Raw genomic sequence first — 14,382 nt, 5'->3', positions numbered from 1 at the left:
AGATGTCCGTTCGCCGATTAGCACCGAAGGAAGTCCAGCCCGCGAGCTTTGCGTTCACGGAGGAGAACCTCGCGTTCGCCAAGCAGCAGATCGCGAAATATCCGGCCGGCCGGCAAGCCTCCGCGGTCATCGCCATTCTCTGGCGCGTACAGGAACAGCACGACGGCTGGGTCTCGGAGGCCGCCATCCGCGCTGTCGCCGAGATGCTCGACATGCCCTATATCCGCGTGCTCGAGGTCGCGACCTTCTACACGATGTTCCAGCTGGCCCCGGTCGGCAAGAAGGCCCACGTCCAGGTCTGCGGCACCACGCCGTGCCGCCTGCGCGGCGCCGAGGATCTGATCCACGTCTGCGAGCACCGCATCCATCACGAGCCCTTCCATCTCTCCAAGGACGGCAATTTCAGCTGGGAAGAGGTGGAGTGCCTCGGTGCCTGCGTGAACGCGCCGATGGTGCTGATCGGCAAGGACACCTATGAGGATCTGACCAAGGAAAGCTTCGGCAAGGTGCTCGACGGCTTTGCGTCTGGCAATCCGCCCAAGCCCGGTCCGCAGAACGGCCGCCAGTTCTCGGCGCCGACCGGTGGGCCAACCACGCTGAAGGAAATCACCTGATGCGTGATCTCTCGCCGCCAGCTGAAGGGAGCAGTGTTGTGAAGAAGTGGGGCTTCGTCGCAATGCATTCCGCCGTGGCGGCCACGTTCATTTTCCTGCTTCAGCGCTTCGCCCTGAACGCGTCGCTGGAATCCAGTCTGCTCTGGGCGCTGACCTTCGCCGTCTGCGCCGCCGGGCTTGCCTACAAGCAAGCCAACCGTTGATCGGAAAGCACTGACATGCTCGAGGACAAGGACCGCATCTTCAAGAACCTCTACGGCCTCCACGATTGGGGGCTCGAGGGCGCGCGGCGCCGCGGCGCCTGGGATGGTACGAAGAACATCATCGACAAGGGCCGTGACTGGATCATCAACGAGATGAAGGCGTCGGGGCTGCGCGGCCGCGGTGGCGCCGGCTTCCCGACCGGCCTGAAATGGTCGTTCATGCCGAAGGAATCGACCGACGGCCGGCCGAGCTATCTCGTCGTCAACGCCGACGAGTCCGAGCCCGGGACTTGCAAGGATCGCGAGATCATGCGGCACGATCCGCATCTCCTGATCGAGGGCTGCCTGATCGCGAGCTGCGCGATGAACGCGCATGCCTGCTACATCTATGTCCGCGGCGAGTTCATCCGCGAGCGCGAGCATCTCCAGGCGGCGATCGACCAGGCCTATGAGGCCAAGCTGGTCGGCAAGGACAATGTCAACGGCTGGCCGTTCGACATCTACGTCGCCCACGGCGCCGGCGCTTACATCTGCGGCGAGGAAACCGCGCTGCTCGAGAGCCTCGAGGGCAAGAAGGGCCAGCCGCGTCTGAAGCCGCCGTTCCCGGCCAATGTCGGCCTGTACGGCTGCCCGACCACCGTCAACAATGTCGAGTCGATCGCGGTTGCGCCGGACATTCTGCGCCGTGGCGCGGCGTGGTTCGCCGGCATCGGGCGTCCCAACAATGTCGGCACCAAGCTGTTCTGCATCTCCGGCCATGTCGAGCGGCCCTGCAACGTCGAAGAAGCCATGGGCATTCCGTTCCGTGAGCTGATCGAGAAGCATTGCGGCGGCGTCCGCGGCGGCTGGGACAACCTCAAGGCCGTGATCCCCGGCGGCTCCTCGGTGCGCATGGTGCCGGCCGAGCAGATCATCGACACGCCGATGGATTTCGACAGCTTGAGCAAGCTGCGCTCGGGTCTCGGCACCGCGGCCGTGATCGTGATGGACAAGTCGACCGATTTGATCCGGGCGATTGCCCGCATCTCCTATTTCTACAAGCACGAGAGCTGCGGTCAGTGCACGCCGTGCCGCGAGGGTACCGGCTGGATGTGGCGCGTCTTGACCCGCATGGCCGACGGTCGCGCCCACAAGCGCGAAATCGACATGCTGCTGGAAGTCACCAAGCAGGTCGAAGGCCACACCATCTGCGCGCTCGGCGACGCGGCGGCGTGGCCGATCCAGGGCCTGATCGCGCATTTCCGTCATGAGATCGAAGCGCGCATCGACCAATATTCGCACAAGGCCGACATTGACGATGCCGGCGTCCGCGATCCCGTGAACATGGTCGCGGCGGAGTAGAGACAATGACCAAGCTCATCATCGACGGCAAAGAGATCGATGTCCCCGCCGAATACACGCTGCTTCAGGCGTGCGAGGCGGCCGGCGCAGAGATTCCGCGCTTCTGCTATCACGAGCGGCTGTCGATCGCCGGCAATTGCCGGATGTGCCTCGTCGAGGTGAAGGGCGGCCCGAAGCCGGTCGCGAGCTGCGCCTGGGGCGTGCGCGATTGCCGTCCGGGTCCCAAGGGCGAGCCGCCGGAAATCTCCACCCGTTCGCCGATGGTGAAGAAGGCGCGCGAAGGCGTGATGGAGTTCCTTCTCATCAACCATCCGCTGGATTGCCCGATCTGCGACCAGGGCGGTGAGTGCGACCTGCAGGACCAGGCGATGGGCTATGGTGTCGATACCAGCCGCTTCGCCGAGAACAAGCGTGCGGTCGAGGACAAATATCTCGGCGCGCTGGTCAAGACCTCGATGAACCGCTGCATCCAGTGCACCCGCTGCGTCCGCTTCTCGGCGGAAGTGGCCGGCGCCCCCGAAATGGGCGCGACCGGCCGCGGCGAGGACATGGAGATCACGACCTATCTCGAGCACGCGCTGACGTCTGAGCTTCAGGGCAATCTCGTCGACATCTGTCCGGTCGGCGCGCTGACCTCGAAGCCTTATGCCTTCGCCGCGCGCCCGTGGGAGCTCGGCAAGACCCAGTCGATCGACGTGATGGACGGCGTGGGCTCTGCGATCCGCGTCGACACCCGCGGCCGCGAAGTGATGCGTATCCTGCCGCGCATCAACGAGGCCGTGAACGAGGAGTGGATCTCCGACAAGACCCGCCACGTCGTCGACGGCCTGCGCACCCAGCGCCTCGACCGGCCCTATATCCGCGAAGCCGGCAAGCTGCGCGCGGCGAGCTGGCCCGAGGCCTTTGCCGCGATCGCCGCGAAAGCGGCGCGCACCGACGGCAAGCGGATCGGCGCGATCGCGGGCGACCTCGCCGCCGTCGAAGAGATGTTCGCGCTGAAGGATCTGCTGGCCAAATACGGTTCGGCCAATCTCGCAGTGCAGGGCGGCGATGCCTTCGACCCCGCGCTCGGCCGCGGCTCCTACATCTTCAATCCGACGCTCGCCGGCGTCGAGCAGGCCGATGCGCTGCTCATCATCGGCGCCAATCCGCGGAAAGAGGCGGCCGTGTTCAACGCCCGCATCCGCAAGCGCTGGCGCGCCGGCGGCTTCAAGGTCGGCGTGATCGGCGCCAAGCCCGACTTGACCTACGATTATGACCATCTCGGCGCGGGCACCGACACGCTCGGTGAGCTCGCGGCCGGCAAGCACTCCTTCATGGACGTGCTGAAGAACGCCAAGAACCCGATCATCCTGGTCGGTGCTGGCGCCGCCTCGCGCCACGACGGCGCCGCCATTCTCGCAGCCGCGGCCAAGCTCGCGCTCGATGTCGGCGCGCTCAAGGACGGCTGGAACGGCTTCGGCGTGCTGCACGAGAGCGCCTCGCGCGTCGGCGCGCTCGATATCGGCTTTGTCGCCGGTCAGGGCGGGCTGAATGCGGCGCAGATGACGACGTTCGGGACGCTCGATCTGCTGTTCCTGCTCGGCGCCGACGAGATCAAGCCGTCGGACGGCACCTTCGTCGTCTATATCGGCACCCACGGCGACCGCGGCGCCCATCGCGCCGACGTCATCCTGCCGGCAGCCGCCTATACCGAGAAGTCCGCGATCTACGTCAACACCGAAGGCCGCGTGCAGATGACCGGACGGGCCGCATTCCCGCCGGGTGAGGCCCGCGAGGACTGGGCGATCGTCCGCGCGCTGTCGGAGGCGCTCGGCAAGAAGCTTGGCTATGACTCGCTTTCGGCCCTGCGCCAGGCGATCTTCAAGGCCGTGCCGCATCTGATCCGTCTGGACCAGATCGAGGCCGGCGCGGCCGACCAGATCAAGAAGCTCGCGGGGAAGGGCGGCACGACGGAGAAGGCTCCGTTCAAGCCGCTCGTCGAGGACTTCTATTTGACCAACCCAATCGCGCGTGCGTCCGCCGTGATGGCGGAGTGTTCGCGGCTTGCCTCCGGGCAGATGCTGACCGCAGCGGAGTGAGCTGATGGAATTCTTCGAAAGCGCCTTCTGGACCGGGTTCCTCTGGCCGCTGATCATCATGATCGCGGAGAGCGTCCTGGTGCTGGTCGTCCTGCTGGTGGCGATCGCCTACATTCTGCTTGCCGACCGCAAGATCTGGGCGGCGGTGCAGATCCGCCGCGGCCCGAACGTGGTAGGGCCCTGGGGCCTGCTGCAATCCTTCGCCGACCTCCTGAAGTTCGTGCTGAAGGAGCCGATCATCCCGTCCGGCGCCAACAAGGGCGTGTTTCTCCTTGCGCCCCTGGTCTCGTGCGTGCTCGCGCTGGCCGCCTGGGCGGTGATCCCGACCAATCTCGGCTGGGTGATCTCCGACATCAATGTCGGCGTTCTCTTCATCTTCGCGATCTCGTCGCTGTCGATCTACGGCATCATCATGGCCGGCTGGTCGTCGAACTCGAAATATCCATTCCTGGCGGCGCTGCGCTCGGCGGCGCAGATGGTGTCCTACGAGGTCTCGATCGGCTTCGTCATCATCACGGTGCTGCTCTGCGCCGGCACGCTGAACCTCTCGGCCGTGGTCGAGGCGCAGCATGTCCGGGGCCTCGCCAGCCTGATCGGGTTGCCGCAGCTCACCATCCTGAACTGGTACGTCTGGCCGCTGTTCCCGATGTTCGTGATCTTCTACGTCTCGGCGCTGGCTGAAACCAACCGTCCGCCGTTCGACCTCGTCGAAGCGGAATCCGAGCTCGTCGCCGGCTTCATGGTCGAGTACGGCTCGACGCCGTATCTTCTGTTCATGCTCGGCGAGTATGTCGCGATTGCCACGATGTGCGCGATGGCGACGATCCTGTTCCTCGGAGGCTGGCTGCCGCCGGTGGACCTGCCGCCCTTCAACTGGGTGCCGGGGATCATCTGGTTCTCGCTAAAGCTGTTCTTCATGTTCTTCCTGTTCGCGATGGCCAAGGCGATCGTGCCGCGCTACCGCTACGATCAACTGATGCGCCTCGGCTGGAAAGTGTTCCTGCCGTTGTCGCTGGCGATGGTGATCGTGGTGGCAGGTGTGCTGCACTTTGCCGGCATCGCGCCGAAGTGAGGGCTGTCATGGGTATCAACATCAACGCCACTGCACGCTCGCTTCTGCTGTCGGAATTCGTCTCGGCGTTCTTCCTCGCCATGCGCTATTTCTTCCAGCCGAAGCCGACGCTGAACTATCCCTTCGAGAAGGGCCCGATCTCGCCGCGCTTCCGCGGCGAGCATGCGCTCCGCCGCTATCCGAACGGCGAGGAACGCTGCATCGCCTGCAAGCTGTGCGAAGCGGTCTGCCCGGCCCAGGCCATCACCATCGAGGCCGGTCCGCGCCGCAACGACGGCACCCGCCGCACCGTGCGCTACGACATCGACATGGTGAAGTGCATCTATTGCGGCCTCTGCCAGGAAGCCTGTCCGGTCGATGCCATCGTCGAAGGTCCGAACTTCGAGTTCGCGACCGAGACCCGCGAGGAGCTGTTCTATGACAAGGCCAAGCTGCTCGCCAATGGCGATCGCTGGGAACGCGAGATCGCGAAAGCGATCGAACTCGACGCGCCGTACCGGTGAGATGAGAGCATGATCCTTCCCGCGCTGTTCTTCTATCTGTTCGCCGGCGTCTGTGTCGCCTCGGCGGTGATGGTGATTGTCTCGCGCAATCCCGTGCACTCCGTGCTGTACCTGATCCTGGCCTTCGTCAACGCCTCCGGCCTGTTCGTGCTGATGGGCGCCGAATTCCTGGCGATGATCCTGATCGTAGTCTATGTCGGCGCGGTCGCGGTGCTGTTCCTGTTCGTGATCATGATGCTCGACGTCGATTTCCTCGAGCTGCGCGAGGGCTTCATCGAGTACCTGCCGGTCGGCCTCGTGATCGGCGGCATCTTCCTGTTCGAGCTGCTGCTCACCGTCGGCTTCTGGGTCATCAACCCCGGCGTCGCCAAGACGATCACGGCGGCGATCCCGACCAACGTCTCCAATACCGAGGCGTTGGGCCTGGTGCTCTATACCAAGTACATCCACTACTTTCAGCTCTCGGGCATGGTGCTGCTGGTCGCGATGGTCGGCGCCATCGTGCTGACGCTGCGGCACAAGGCGAGCGTCAAGCGGCAGGACATCAACGTTCAGAACGCGCGCACGCCCGAAATAGCGATGGCGATCCGCAAGGTGGCGCCGGGGCAGGGGCTCCAGGACTCTGACGCGGCGGAGTGGGTGAAATGACGATCGGGCTCGGACACTATCTTGCGGTCGGCGCGATCCTGTTCACGCTCGGGATCCTCGGCATCTTTCTGAACCGCAAGAACATCATCGTCATCCTGATGTCGATCGAGCTGATCCTGCTTGCGGTCAACGTCAACCTCGTGGCGTTCTCGACCTTCCTCGGCGACATCGTCGGGCAGGTCTTCGCGCTCCTGGTGCTCACCGTCGCGGCCGCTGAAGCCGCGATCGGTCTCGCCATCCTGGTGGTCTATTTCCGCAACCGCGGCTCGATCGCGGTTGAGGACGTCAATCTGATGAAGGGCTGATCGCATGATCCGGAAAAGTGGATACCGGTTTTCCGACCAGATCATGCGGAAAGATTAAATCATGGTCCAGGCAATCGTCTTCCTGCCTCTGCTGGGCGCCATTCTGGCCGGCCTGATCGCGCTGTTCGGCGCGCATGCCCGCAACCCCTCGGGCGACACGGTCGAGCATCACGATGATCACGGCCATGGCGCGCACGCCCATGCGTCCGACACCATCAACGAGGATGCGTCGGTCATCCACGAAACCCATCACGAACCCGGCGACGGCCACGACGACCACCACGTCTCCGAGCCGCCCGCGGCGGGCTCGCGCGGCGCCGAGCTGATTACAACGGCGTTGCTGTTCGTGTCGGCCGCATTGTCCTGGATGACGCTGGTCGATGTCGGCTTCATGCACCATGACATGCGCATTCCGCTGCTGCCGTGGATCCTCTCCGGCGATCTCCAGGTCTACTGGACGCTGCGGGTCGACACGCTCACCGCCGTGATGCTGGTGGTGGTGACCACCGTGTCCTCGCTCGTGCACCTCTATTCCATCGGCTACATGGACGAGGACCCGAACCGGCCGCGCTTCTTCGGCTATCTCTCGCTGTTCACCTTCGCCATGCTGATGCTGGTGACCGCGGACAACCTCGTGCAGCTGTTCTTCGGCTGGGAAGGCGTGGGTCTGGCGAGCTACCTCCTGATCGGCTTCTGGTACCAGAAGCCGTCGGCGAACGCCGCTGCCATCAAGGCCTTCGTGGTCAACCGCGTCGGCGATTTCGGCTTCGCGCTCGGCATCTTCGCGATCTTCCTGCTGGCTGGCTCGACCGATTTCGAGACCATCTTCCACGCTGCGCCCGGCTTAACCGGCAAGACCATCGACTTCCTCGGCTGGCATGCCGACGCACTGACCTTGACCTGCCTGCTGCTGTTCATGGGCGCGATGGGCAAATCGGCGCAGTTCCTGCTGCACACCTGGTTGCCGGACGCGATGGAAGGCCCGACCCCGGTGTCGGCGCTGATCCACGCCGCGACCATGGTCACCGCCGGCGTCTTCATGGTGGCGCGCCTGTCGCCGCTGTTCGAGCTCGCGCCGAACGCGCAGGCCGTCGTGATGTTCTTCGGCGCCACCACGGCGTTCTTCGCGGCGACCATTGGCCTGGTCCAGAACGACATCAAGCGCATCGTCGCTTACTCGACCTGTTCGCAGCTCGGCTACATGTTCGTGGCGATGGGGGCAGGGGCCTATTCGGTCGGCATGTTCCATTTGTTCACGCATGCCTTCTTCAAGGCGCTGTTGTTCCTGGGCTCCGGCTCGGTGATCTACGCGATGCATCACGAGCAGGACATCCGCAACATGGGCGGCCTGTGGCGCAAGATCCCCTACACCTACGCGGTGATGGTGGTCGGCACGCTCGCGCTCACCGGCTTCCCGCTCACCGCCGGCTATTTCTCCAAGGACGCGATCATCGAGTCCGCCTACGCCTCGCATAATCCGTTCGCGATGTACGGCTTCCTGATGACGGTCGTCGCGGCCGGCCTGACCTCGTTCTACTCGTGGCGCCTGATCTTCAAGACCTTCCACGGCGAGCCGCATGACGATCACCACTACGAGGCCGCGCATGAAGCGCCGATCTGGATGCTGATCCCGATCGGTGTGCTCGCGGTCGGCTCCATCCTGGCCGGCTTCCCGTTCAAGGAGTTGTTCGCCGGTCACGGCATCGAGGAGTTCTTCCGCGAATCCGTGAAGATGAACCCGCATATCATCGAGGAGATGCACCACATCCCCGAGACCATCGCCTTCCTGCCGACGGTGATGATGGTGCTGGGCTTCCTGGTGTCGTACCTGTTCTACATCCGCCGGCCCTATCTGCCGGTCGAGCTCGCGAACACGCAGCCGATGCTGTACAAGTTCCTGCTCAACAAATGGTACTTCGATGAGCTCTACGACATCATCTTCGTCCGCCCGGCGAAGTGGATCGGCTACCAGCTCTGGAAGAAGGGCGACGGCTTCATCATCGACGGCCTCGGCCCCGACGGGGTCTCGGCCCGGGTGCTGGACGTCACCCGCAACGTCGTGAAGATCCAGACCGGCTATCTCTACCATTACGCGTTCGCCATGCTGATCGGTGCCGCCGGCCTGATCACCTGGTTCATGTTCGGCTTTGGGGGCCAGTAAAATGACGACCTGGCCAATTCTATCCGTCACGACGTTCCTGCCGCTGGTCGGCGCGCTGATCGTCTATCTCAGCCGCGGCGACGACGAGGCTAGCAGGCGCAACTCGCGCTGGATCGCGCTGTGGACCACGCTGATCACCTTCGCGGTGTCGGTGATCCTGGTCATGCGGTTCGATGCGTCGAGCGCCGACTTCCAGTTCGTCGAGAAGGCGAACTGGCTCGCCACCGGCATCACCTATCACATGGGCGTGGACGGCATCTCGTTGCCGCTGGTGATCCTGACCACCGCCATCATGCCGTTCTGCATTATCGCGAGCTGGAAGGCGATCACCAACCGCGTCCGCGAATACATGATGGCGTTCCTGATCCTGGAAACGCTGATGATCGGCACCTTCTCGGCGCTCGATCTCGTGCTGTTCTACCTGTTCTTCGAAGGCGGCCTGATCCCGATGTTCCTGATCATCGGCGTCTGGGGCGGTCCGCGCCGGGTCTATGCGTCCTTCAAGTTCTTCCTCTACACGCTGCTCGGCTCGGTCCTGATGCTGCTCGCCATCATGGCGCTGTACTGGAACGGTGGCACCACCGACATCCCGACCCTGATGCACACCGCCGTGCCGCGTTCGCTGCAGACCTGGGCGTGGCTTGCCTTCTTCGCCTCGTTCGCGGTGAAGATGCCGATGTGGCCGGTGCACACCTGGCTCCCCGACGCCCACGTCGAGGCGCCGACCGCCGGCTCGGTGGTGCTGGCTGCGATCATGCTGAAGATGGGCGGCTACGGCTTCCTGCGTTTCTCGCTGCCGATGTTCCCGCTCGCCTCGCATGACTTCGCGCCGCTGATGTTCACGCTCTCGGCCATCGCCATCATCTACACCTCGCTGGTGGCGCTGATGCAGGAGGACATGAAGAAGCTGATTGCGTACTCCTCGGTGGCGCATATGGGCTTCGTCACCATGGGCATCTTCGCGGGCACCATGCAGGGCGTCGCTGGCGGCGTGTTCCAGATGATCTCGCACGGCATCGTCTCCGGCGCGCTGTTCCTCTGCGTCGGCATCGTCTACGACCGCATGCACACCCGCGAGATCGCGGCCTATGGCGGCCTCGTCAACCGGATGCCGCTCTACGCGCTGACCTTCATGGTCTTCACCATGGCCAATGTCGGTCTGCCCGGCACCTCCGGCTTCGTCGGCGAGTTCATGACGCTGCTCGGCACCTTCAAGGTCTCGATCCCGACCGCGTTCTTCGCCACCTTCGGCGTGATCCTGTCGGCTTGCTATGCGCTGTGGCTCTACCGAAAGGTGGTGTTCGGGGCGCTGGTCAAGCCGTCGCTGATGAGCATGAAGGATCTCACCTTCCGGGAGGGCCTGACGCTGTTCCCGCTGATCGCGCTGACGATCCTGTTCGGCATCTATCCGAAGCCGGTGCTCGACATGTCGGCGGCCTCGGTCCAGCAACTCGTCAACAATTACAACACCGCTGTGACGGCCGTGAAGGCCGCCGCACTGCTCCAGTGAGCGGGCAGGTCAGGATATCGCCATGAGCTTTGAGACTGCAGGTTATCAACTGGCGCCGGTGCTGCCCGAGCTCGTGCTCGCGGTCGGGGCCATGGCACTCCTGATGCTCGGCGCCTATCGCGGGCAGGAGACCACCAAGACGGTCACGACGCTTGCGGTGCTGCTCCTGATCGTGGTCGGCGTGCTCGAATACATGCTGCCCGCGGGCAAGCACGTGACCTTCGGCGGCAGCTTCATCGTCGATGATTTTGCGCGCTTCATGAAGATCCTGGCCCTGATCGGCTCGGCGGTGACGCTGGTGCTGTCGACCGAGTTCCTGTCGGATCCATCGCGCCGCATCTTTGAATACGCGATCCTGGTGCTGCTCTCGACGCTCGGCATGATGGTGCTGATCTCGGCCGGCGATCTGATCTCGCTCTATCTCGGCCTCGAATTGATGTCGCTGGCGCTTTACGTCGTGGCGGCCTCGAACCGCGACAACGCCAAGTCGACCGAAGCCGGCCTGAAGTACTTCGTGCTCGGCGCGCTGTCCTCGGGCATGCTGCTCTACGGCTCCTCGCTGATCTACGGCTTCACCGGCACGGTCGCCTTCACCGGCATCGCGGCGGCCGCGACGATCTCGAATGTCGGCCTGGTATTTGGCCTCGTTTTCCTGCTCGCCGGCCTCTGCTTCAAGGTCTCGGCTGTGCCGTTCCACATGTGGACACCGGACGTCTACGAAGGCGCACCGACGCCTGTGACAGCCTTCTTCGCCTCGGCCCCGAAGGTGGCCGCGCTCGCGGTCTTCACCCGCGTTACGCTGACCGCATTCCCGGGCATCGTCTCGCAGTGGCAGCAGATCCTGGTGTTCGTGGCGATCGCCTCGATGGCGCTGGGCTCGTTCGCCGCGATCGGGCAGAGCAACATCAAGCGCCTGATGGCTTATTCCTCGATCGGCCATATGGGCTTTGCCCTGGTCGGCCTCGCCGCAGGCACGGTCGAGGGCGCGCAAGGCGTCTTGATGTACATCGTGATCTATGTCGCGATGACGCTGGGGTCGTTCGCGGTCATCCTGGCGATGAAGCGCAACGGCCAGCCGGTCGAGCAGATCAGCGATTTCGCTGGTCTCTCGCGAACCAATCCGCTGCTCGCCTTCATGTTCGCGATGCTGCTGTTCTCGCTCGCCGGCATCCCGCCGCTCGCCGGCTTCTTTGCCAAATGGTACGTCTTCGTCGCCGCCATCAAGGCGAACCTGTTCACGCTCGCCGTGATCGGCGTGCTGACCAGCGTGGTCGGCGCCTACTACTATCTCAGCATCGTCAAGACGATGTATTTCGACGAGCCGGCCGGACAGGTCGATCCGGTGCGCGTCGAAGTCAAGACGGTGCTGGCGGTCGCGGGCCTGTTCAACATTCTGTTCGCTCTGTTCGCAGGTCCCGTGGTGAGCGTCGCCTCCGCCGCGGCAAAGTCGCTGTTCTAGGATGGCATTCGCGCTCGGTCCTCGTGCGGCGTCGGCGGGCTACAAGCTCGCAGCTTTCGAACGGACCGGCTCGACCAACACCGAGGCGATCGAGCACGCAAGGGGCGGCGAACGCGGCCCGATGTGGTTCGTGACGTCGGAGCAGACCGCCGGCCGTGGCCGCCGCCAACGCGCCTGGATCGCACCGAAGGGTAACCTCGCAGCCAGCGTCCTCGAAGTCCTCGACGTCGCCCCTTCCGTCGCCGCGACGATCGGCTTTGCGGCCGGGCTGGCCGAGGAGGCTGCGCTGGAGAAGGTCAGCCTGGAGGCGGCACTGCGCCTCGGCGAGGGCCGTCCCCGCTACACCCTGAAATGGCCTAACGACGTGCTGGCCGGCGGCAAGAAGCTGGTCGGCATCGGCCTGGAGGCCGAAGCCATCGGCGAGCGTCTTGCCATCGTGGTCGGCATCGGCACCAACGTCGTCGCCGCGCCCGAGGGCACGCCCACACCTGCGGTGTCATTGGCCGCGCTCGGCGTCCAGATCAGCGCGGAGGAGTTGTTCTCGGCGCTCTCCGATGCCTGGGTGGAATTCCGCGGCATCTGGGACAATGGCCGCGGCTTCGCCGCTATCCGCAAGCTGTGGCTGGAGCGCGCCGCCGGCCTCGGCGAGCGGGTCGCGATCCACACGGGAGTGATGACGCTGGAAGGCATTTTTGACACGATCGACGACACCGGCTGCCTGATCGTCCGCACCGCGGAGGGCCGGCGCGTGCCGGTGGCCGCGGGCGAGGTGTTCTTCGGCACGGCCGCCTCCGTGGGAGCTGCGTGATGGCGAAGCCTGAAGAACTGGTATTTGCACCGCTCGGCGGCGTCGGCGAGATCGGCATGAATTTGTCGATCTACGGCCTCGGCAACCGCCAACAGCGGGCCTGGCTGGCGATCGATCTCGGTGTCTCCTTCGGTGACGAGGAGCATCTGCCGGGCATCGACCTGATCATGCCGGACGTCAGCTTCCTGGAGAAGGAACGCAAGAACCTGATGGGGCTGGTGCTGACCCACGCCCATGAGGACCATTTCGGCGCCATCATCGACCTGTGGCCGAAGCTGAAATGCCCGATCTACGCGACCCAGTTCAGCGCCGCGCTGTTCGAGGCCAAATGCGCCGCCGAGCGCAATGCGCCGAAGATCCCGGTGACGGTAGTGCCGTCGGGCGGGCGCGTCGATATCGGGCCGTTCAACGTCGAGTTCATCCCGGTCGCGCATTCGATTCCGGAGTCGCATGCGCTGGCGATTCACACCGACGTCGGCACGGTGCTGCACACCGGCGACTGGAAGATCGATCCGACCCCGATCATCGGCCGCCCGACCGACGAAAAGCGGCTGCGGGAGCTCGGCGATGCGGGCCTGCTCGCCCTGATCGGCGATTCCACCAACGCCGTGCGCGACGGCCGCTCACCCTCGGAAGCCGAGGTTGCGAGATCCATCACCGAGCTCGTCAAGGCCGCCAAGGGCCGCGTCGCGGTCACGACCTTTGCCTCCAACGTCGCGCGCCTCAAGGCGGTCGCCATCGCTGCGAAGGCCGCCGACCGTGAGGTCGTCGTGGTCGGCCGCGCCATGGAGCGCGTGGTGCAGGTCGCGCGCGAGACCGGCTATCTCGACGGCGTGCAGAGCTTCCGCTCGCCCGACGTCTACGGTCATCTGCCGCAGGACAAGGTGCTGGCGCTCTGCACCGGCAGCCAGGGCGAGCCCCGCGCCGCGCTGGCGCGCATCGCCAATGACGACCATCCCGAAATCACGCTCAACCGCGGCGACAGCGTGATCTTCTCCTCGCGCACCATTCCCGGCAACGAGAAGGCGGTCGGCGCCATCATCAATGGCCTGGTCTTGCAGGGCGTGGAGGTCATCACCGACCGCGACCAGCTGGTCCATGTCTCCGGTCATCCCCGCCGCGACGAATTGCGCGACATGATCGCCTGGACCAGGCCGCAGCTCCTGATCCCGGTCCATGGCGAGGCCCTGCACCTGAACGAGCACGCCAAGCTCGCGCGTGCCGCCGGGGTGCCGCGCGTGCTGGTTTGCCGCAACGGCGATCTGGTCAAGCTCGGCCCCGGCGATCCCGGCATCATTGGGCAAGTGCCCGCGGGCCGTCTCTACAAGGACGGCACGATTCTGGAGGACTCCAAGTCCCGCGCGGTGGTCGAGCGGCGCCGCATGGCGTTCTCCGGCTGCGCCTTTGTCGCCATCGTCATGACGGAGCAGGGCGAGCTTGCCGACGATCCCGCGGTCGAACTGGTCGGCATCCCCGAGAAGAACAAAGCGGGCGAGCCCTTCGACGACATCGTCTTCGACGCTGTGGTCTCCACTGTCGAAGGCCTGCCGAAGGCGCGCCGTCGCGACGCGGACGCGCTGGCGGAGTCGGTGCGACGCGCTGTCCGCTCCGTGATCAACGAACATTGGGGCAAAAAGCCCCCCTGTCTGGTACACGTCCTGACAGTGTAACGGGAGA

13 protein-coding genes are annotated in these 14,382 nt (G+C 64.7%); all 13 read left to right on the top strand.

Features of this window, described 5'->3' with window-relative positions; translation table 11 throughout:
• Nucleotides 1-2 precede the first annotated feature (2 nt).
• Nucleotides 3-614 carry an NADH-quinone oxidoreductase subunit NuoE gene (gene nuoE / locus AC0L20_RS15340; RefSeq protein WP_473289345.1) on the top strand — a complete coding sequence of 204 codons (612 nt, stop codon included), beginning with the start codon at nucleotides 3-5 and terminating at the stop codon, nucleotides 612-614.
• Entirely contained in the window at nucleotides 614-817 is a 204-nt protein-coding gene (locus AC0L20_RS15335) for a hypothetical protein (RefSeq protein ID WP_247289471.1), read from the top strand. Before nuoE ends, AC0L20_RS15335 begins: the two co-directional genes overlap by 1 nt.
• 15 nt (nucleotides 818-832) lie before the next feature.
• Nucleotides 833-2,158 (top strand): NADH-quinone oxidoreductase subunit NuoF, encoded by a 1,326-nt coding sequence (gene nuoF / locus AC0L20_RS15330; protein ID WP_007610981.1) that lies wholly within the window; start codon nucleotides 833-835, stop codon nucleotides 2,156-2,158.
• A gap of 5 nt (nucleotides 2,159-2,163) precedes the next feature.
• Nucleotides 2,164-4,239 (top strand): NADH-quinone oxidoreductase subunit NuoG, encoded by a 2,076-nt coding sequence (nuoG, locus tag AC0L20_RS15325; RefSeq protein ID WP_473289343.1) that lies wholly within the window; start codon nucleotides 2,164-2,166, stop codon nucleotides 4,237-4,239.
• Nucleotides 4,240-4,243: 4 nt separating this feature from the next.
• A complete protein-coding gene (gene nuoH, locus AC0L20_RS15320) occupies nucleotides 4,244-5,311 on the top strand; it encodes an NADH-quinone oxidoreductase subunit NuoH (protein WP_007603555.1) in 1,068 nt (355 codons plus the stop codon).
• A 14-nt stretch (nucleotides 5,312-5,325) separates the two neighbouring features.
• Nucleotides 5,326-5,814 carry an NADH-quinone oxidoreductase subunit NuoI gene (nuoI, locus tag AC0L20_RS15315; protein ID WP_026232873.1) on the top strand — a complete coding sequence of 163 codons (489 nt, stop codon included), beginning with the start codon at nucleotides 5,326-5,328 and terminating at the stop codon, nucleotides 5,812-5,814.
• 9 nt (nucleotides 5,815-5,823) lie between these two features.
• Nucleotides 5,824-6,462 (top strand): NADH-quinone oxidoreductase subunit J, encoded by a 639-nt coding sequence (locus AC0L20_RS15310; RefSeq protein WP_473289340.1) that lies wholly within the window; start codon nucleotides 5,824-5,826, stop codon nucleotides 6,460-6,462.
• Nucleotides 6,459-6,767, top strand: a complete 309-nt coding sequence (gene nuoK / locus AC0L20_RS15305; protein WP_007603558.1) for an NADH-quinone oxidoreductase subunit NuoK — start codon at nucleotides 6,459-6,461, stop codon at nucleotides 6,765-6,767. Before AC0L20_RS15310 ends, nuoK begins: the two co-directional genes overlap by 4 nt.
• 61 nt (nucleotides 6,768-6,828) lie before the next feature.
• Entirely contained in the window at nucleotides 6,829-8,928 is a 2,100-nt protein-coding gene (nuoL, locus tag AC0L20_RS15300) for an NADH-quinone oxidoreductase subunit L (RefSeq protein ID WP_456764098.1), read from the top strand.
• A gap of 1 nt (nucleotide 8,929) precedes the next feature.
• Nucleotides 8,930-10,438 (top strand): NADH-quinone oxidoreductase subunit M, encoded by a 1,509-nt coding sequence (locus AC0L20_RS15295; protein ID WP_456764099.1) that lies wholly within the window; start codon nucleotides 8,930-8,932, stop codon nucleotides 10,436-10,438.
• A 22-nt stretch (nucleotides 10,439-10,460) separates the two neighbouring features.
• Nucleotides 10,461-11,897, top strand: coding sequence for an NADH-quinone oxidoreductase subunit NuoN (gene nuoN, locus AC0L20_RS15290; protein WP_473289338.1), 1,437 nt, complete (start codon nucleotides 10,461-10,463; stop codon nucleotides 11,895-11,897).
• 1 nt (nucleotide 11,898) lies between these two features.
• A complete protein-coding gene (locus AC0L20_RS15285) occupies nucleotides 11,899-12,705 on the top strand; it encodes a biotin--[acetyl-CoA-carboxylase] ligase (RefSeq protein ID WP_473289335.1) in 807 nt (268 codons plus the stop codon).
• A complete protein-coding gene (locus AC0L20_RS15280) occupies nucleotides 12,705-14,375 on the top strand; it encodes a ribonuclease J (protein ID WP_473289333.1) in 1,671 nt (556 codons plus the stop codon). The genes AC0L20_RS15285 and AC0L20_RS15280 overlap by 1 nt, the downstream gene beginning before the upstream one ends.
• The last annotated feature ends 7 nt before the right edge of the window (nucleotides 14,376-14,382 follow it).

It is taken from the genome of Bradyrhizobium sp. Kon58, assembly GCF_055807455.1.
The sequence above is the reverse complement of the archived record's forward strand: the minus strand, read 5'-3'. Positions and strand labels throughout refer to the sequence as shown.

Excerpts from the sequence above, each read along its gene's own strand:
- nuoE (WP_473289345.1), top strand. The coding sequence starts at position 3 with ATGTCCGTTCGCCGATTAGCACCGAAGGAAGTCCAGCCCGCGAGCTTT.
- AC0L20_RS15335 (WP_247289471.1), top strand. The coding sequence starts at position 614 with ATGCGTGATCTCTCGCCGCCAGCTGAAGGGAGCAGTGTTGTGAAGAAG.
- nuoF (WP_007610981.1), top strand. The coding sequence starts at position 833 with ATGCTCGAGGACAAGGACCGCATCTTCAAGAACCTCTACGGCCTCCAC.
- nuoG (WP_473289343.1), top strand. The coding sequence starts at position 2,164 with ATGACCAAGCTCATCATCGACGGCAAAGAGATCGATGTCCCCGCCGAA.
- nuoH (WP_007603555.1), top strand. The coding sequence starts at position 4,244 with ATGGAATTCTTCGAAAGCGCCTTCTGGACCGGGTTCCTCTGGCCGCTG.
- AC0L20_RS15310 (WP_473289340.1), top strand. The coding sequence starts at position 5,824 with ATGATCCTTCCCGCGCTGTTCTTCTATCTGTTCGCCGGCGTCTGTGTC.
- nuoK (WP_007603558.1), top strand. The coding sequence starts at position 6,459 with ATGACGATCGGGCTCGGACACTATCTTGCGGTCGGCGCGATCCTGTTC.
- nuoL (WP_456764098.1), top strand. The coding sequence starts at position 6,829 with ATGGTCCAGGCAATCGTCTTCCTGCCTCTGCTGGGCGCCATTCTGGCC.
- AC0L20_RS15295 (WP_456764099.1), top strand. The coding sequence starts at position 8,930 with ATGACGACCTGGCCAATTCTATCCGTCACGACGTTCCTGCCGCTGGTC.
- nuoN (WP_473289338.1), top strand. The coding sequence starts at position 10,461 with ATGAGCTTTGAGACTGCAGGTTATCAACTGGCGCCGGTGCTGCCCGAG.
- AC0L20_RS15285 (WP_473289335.1), top strand. The coding sequence starts at position 11,899 with ATGGCATTCGCGCTCGGTCCTCGTGCGGCGTCGGCGGGCTACAAGCTC.
- AC0L20_RS15280 (WP_473289333.1), top strand. The coding sequence starts at position 12,705 with ATGGCGAAGCCTGAAGAACTGGTATTTGCACCGCTCGGCGGCGTCGGC.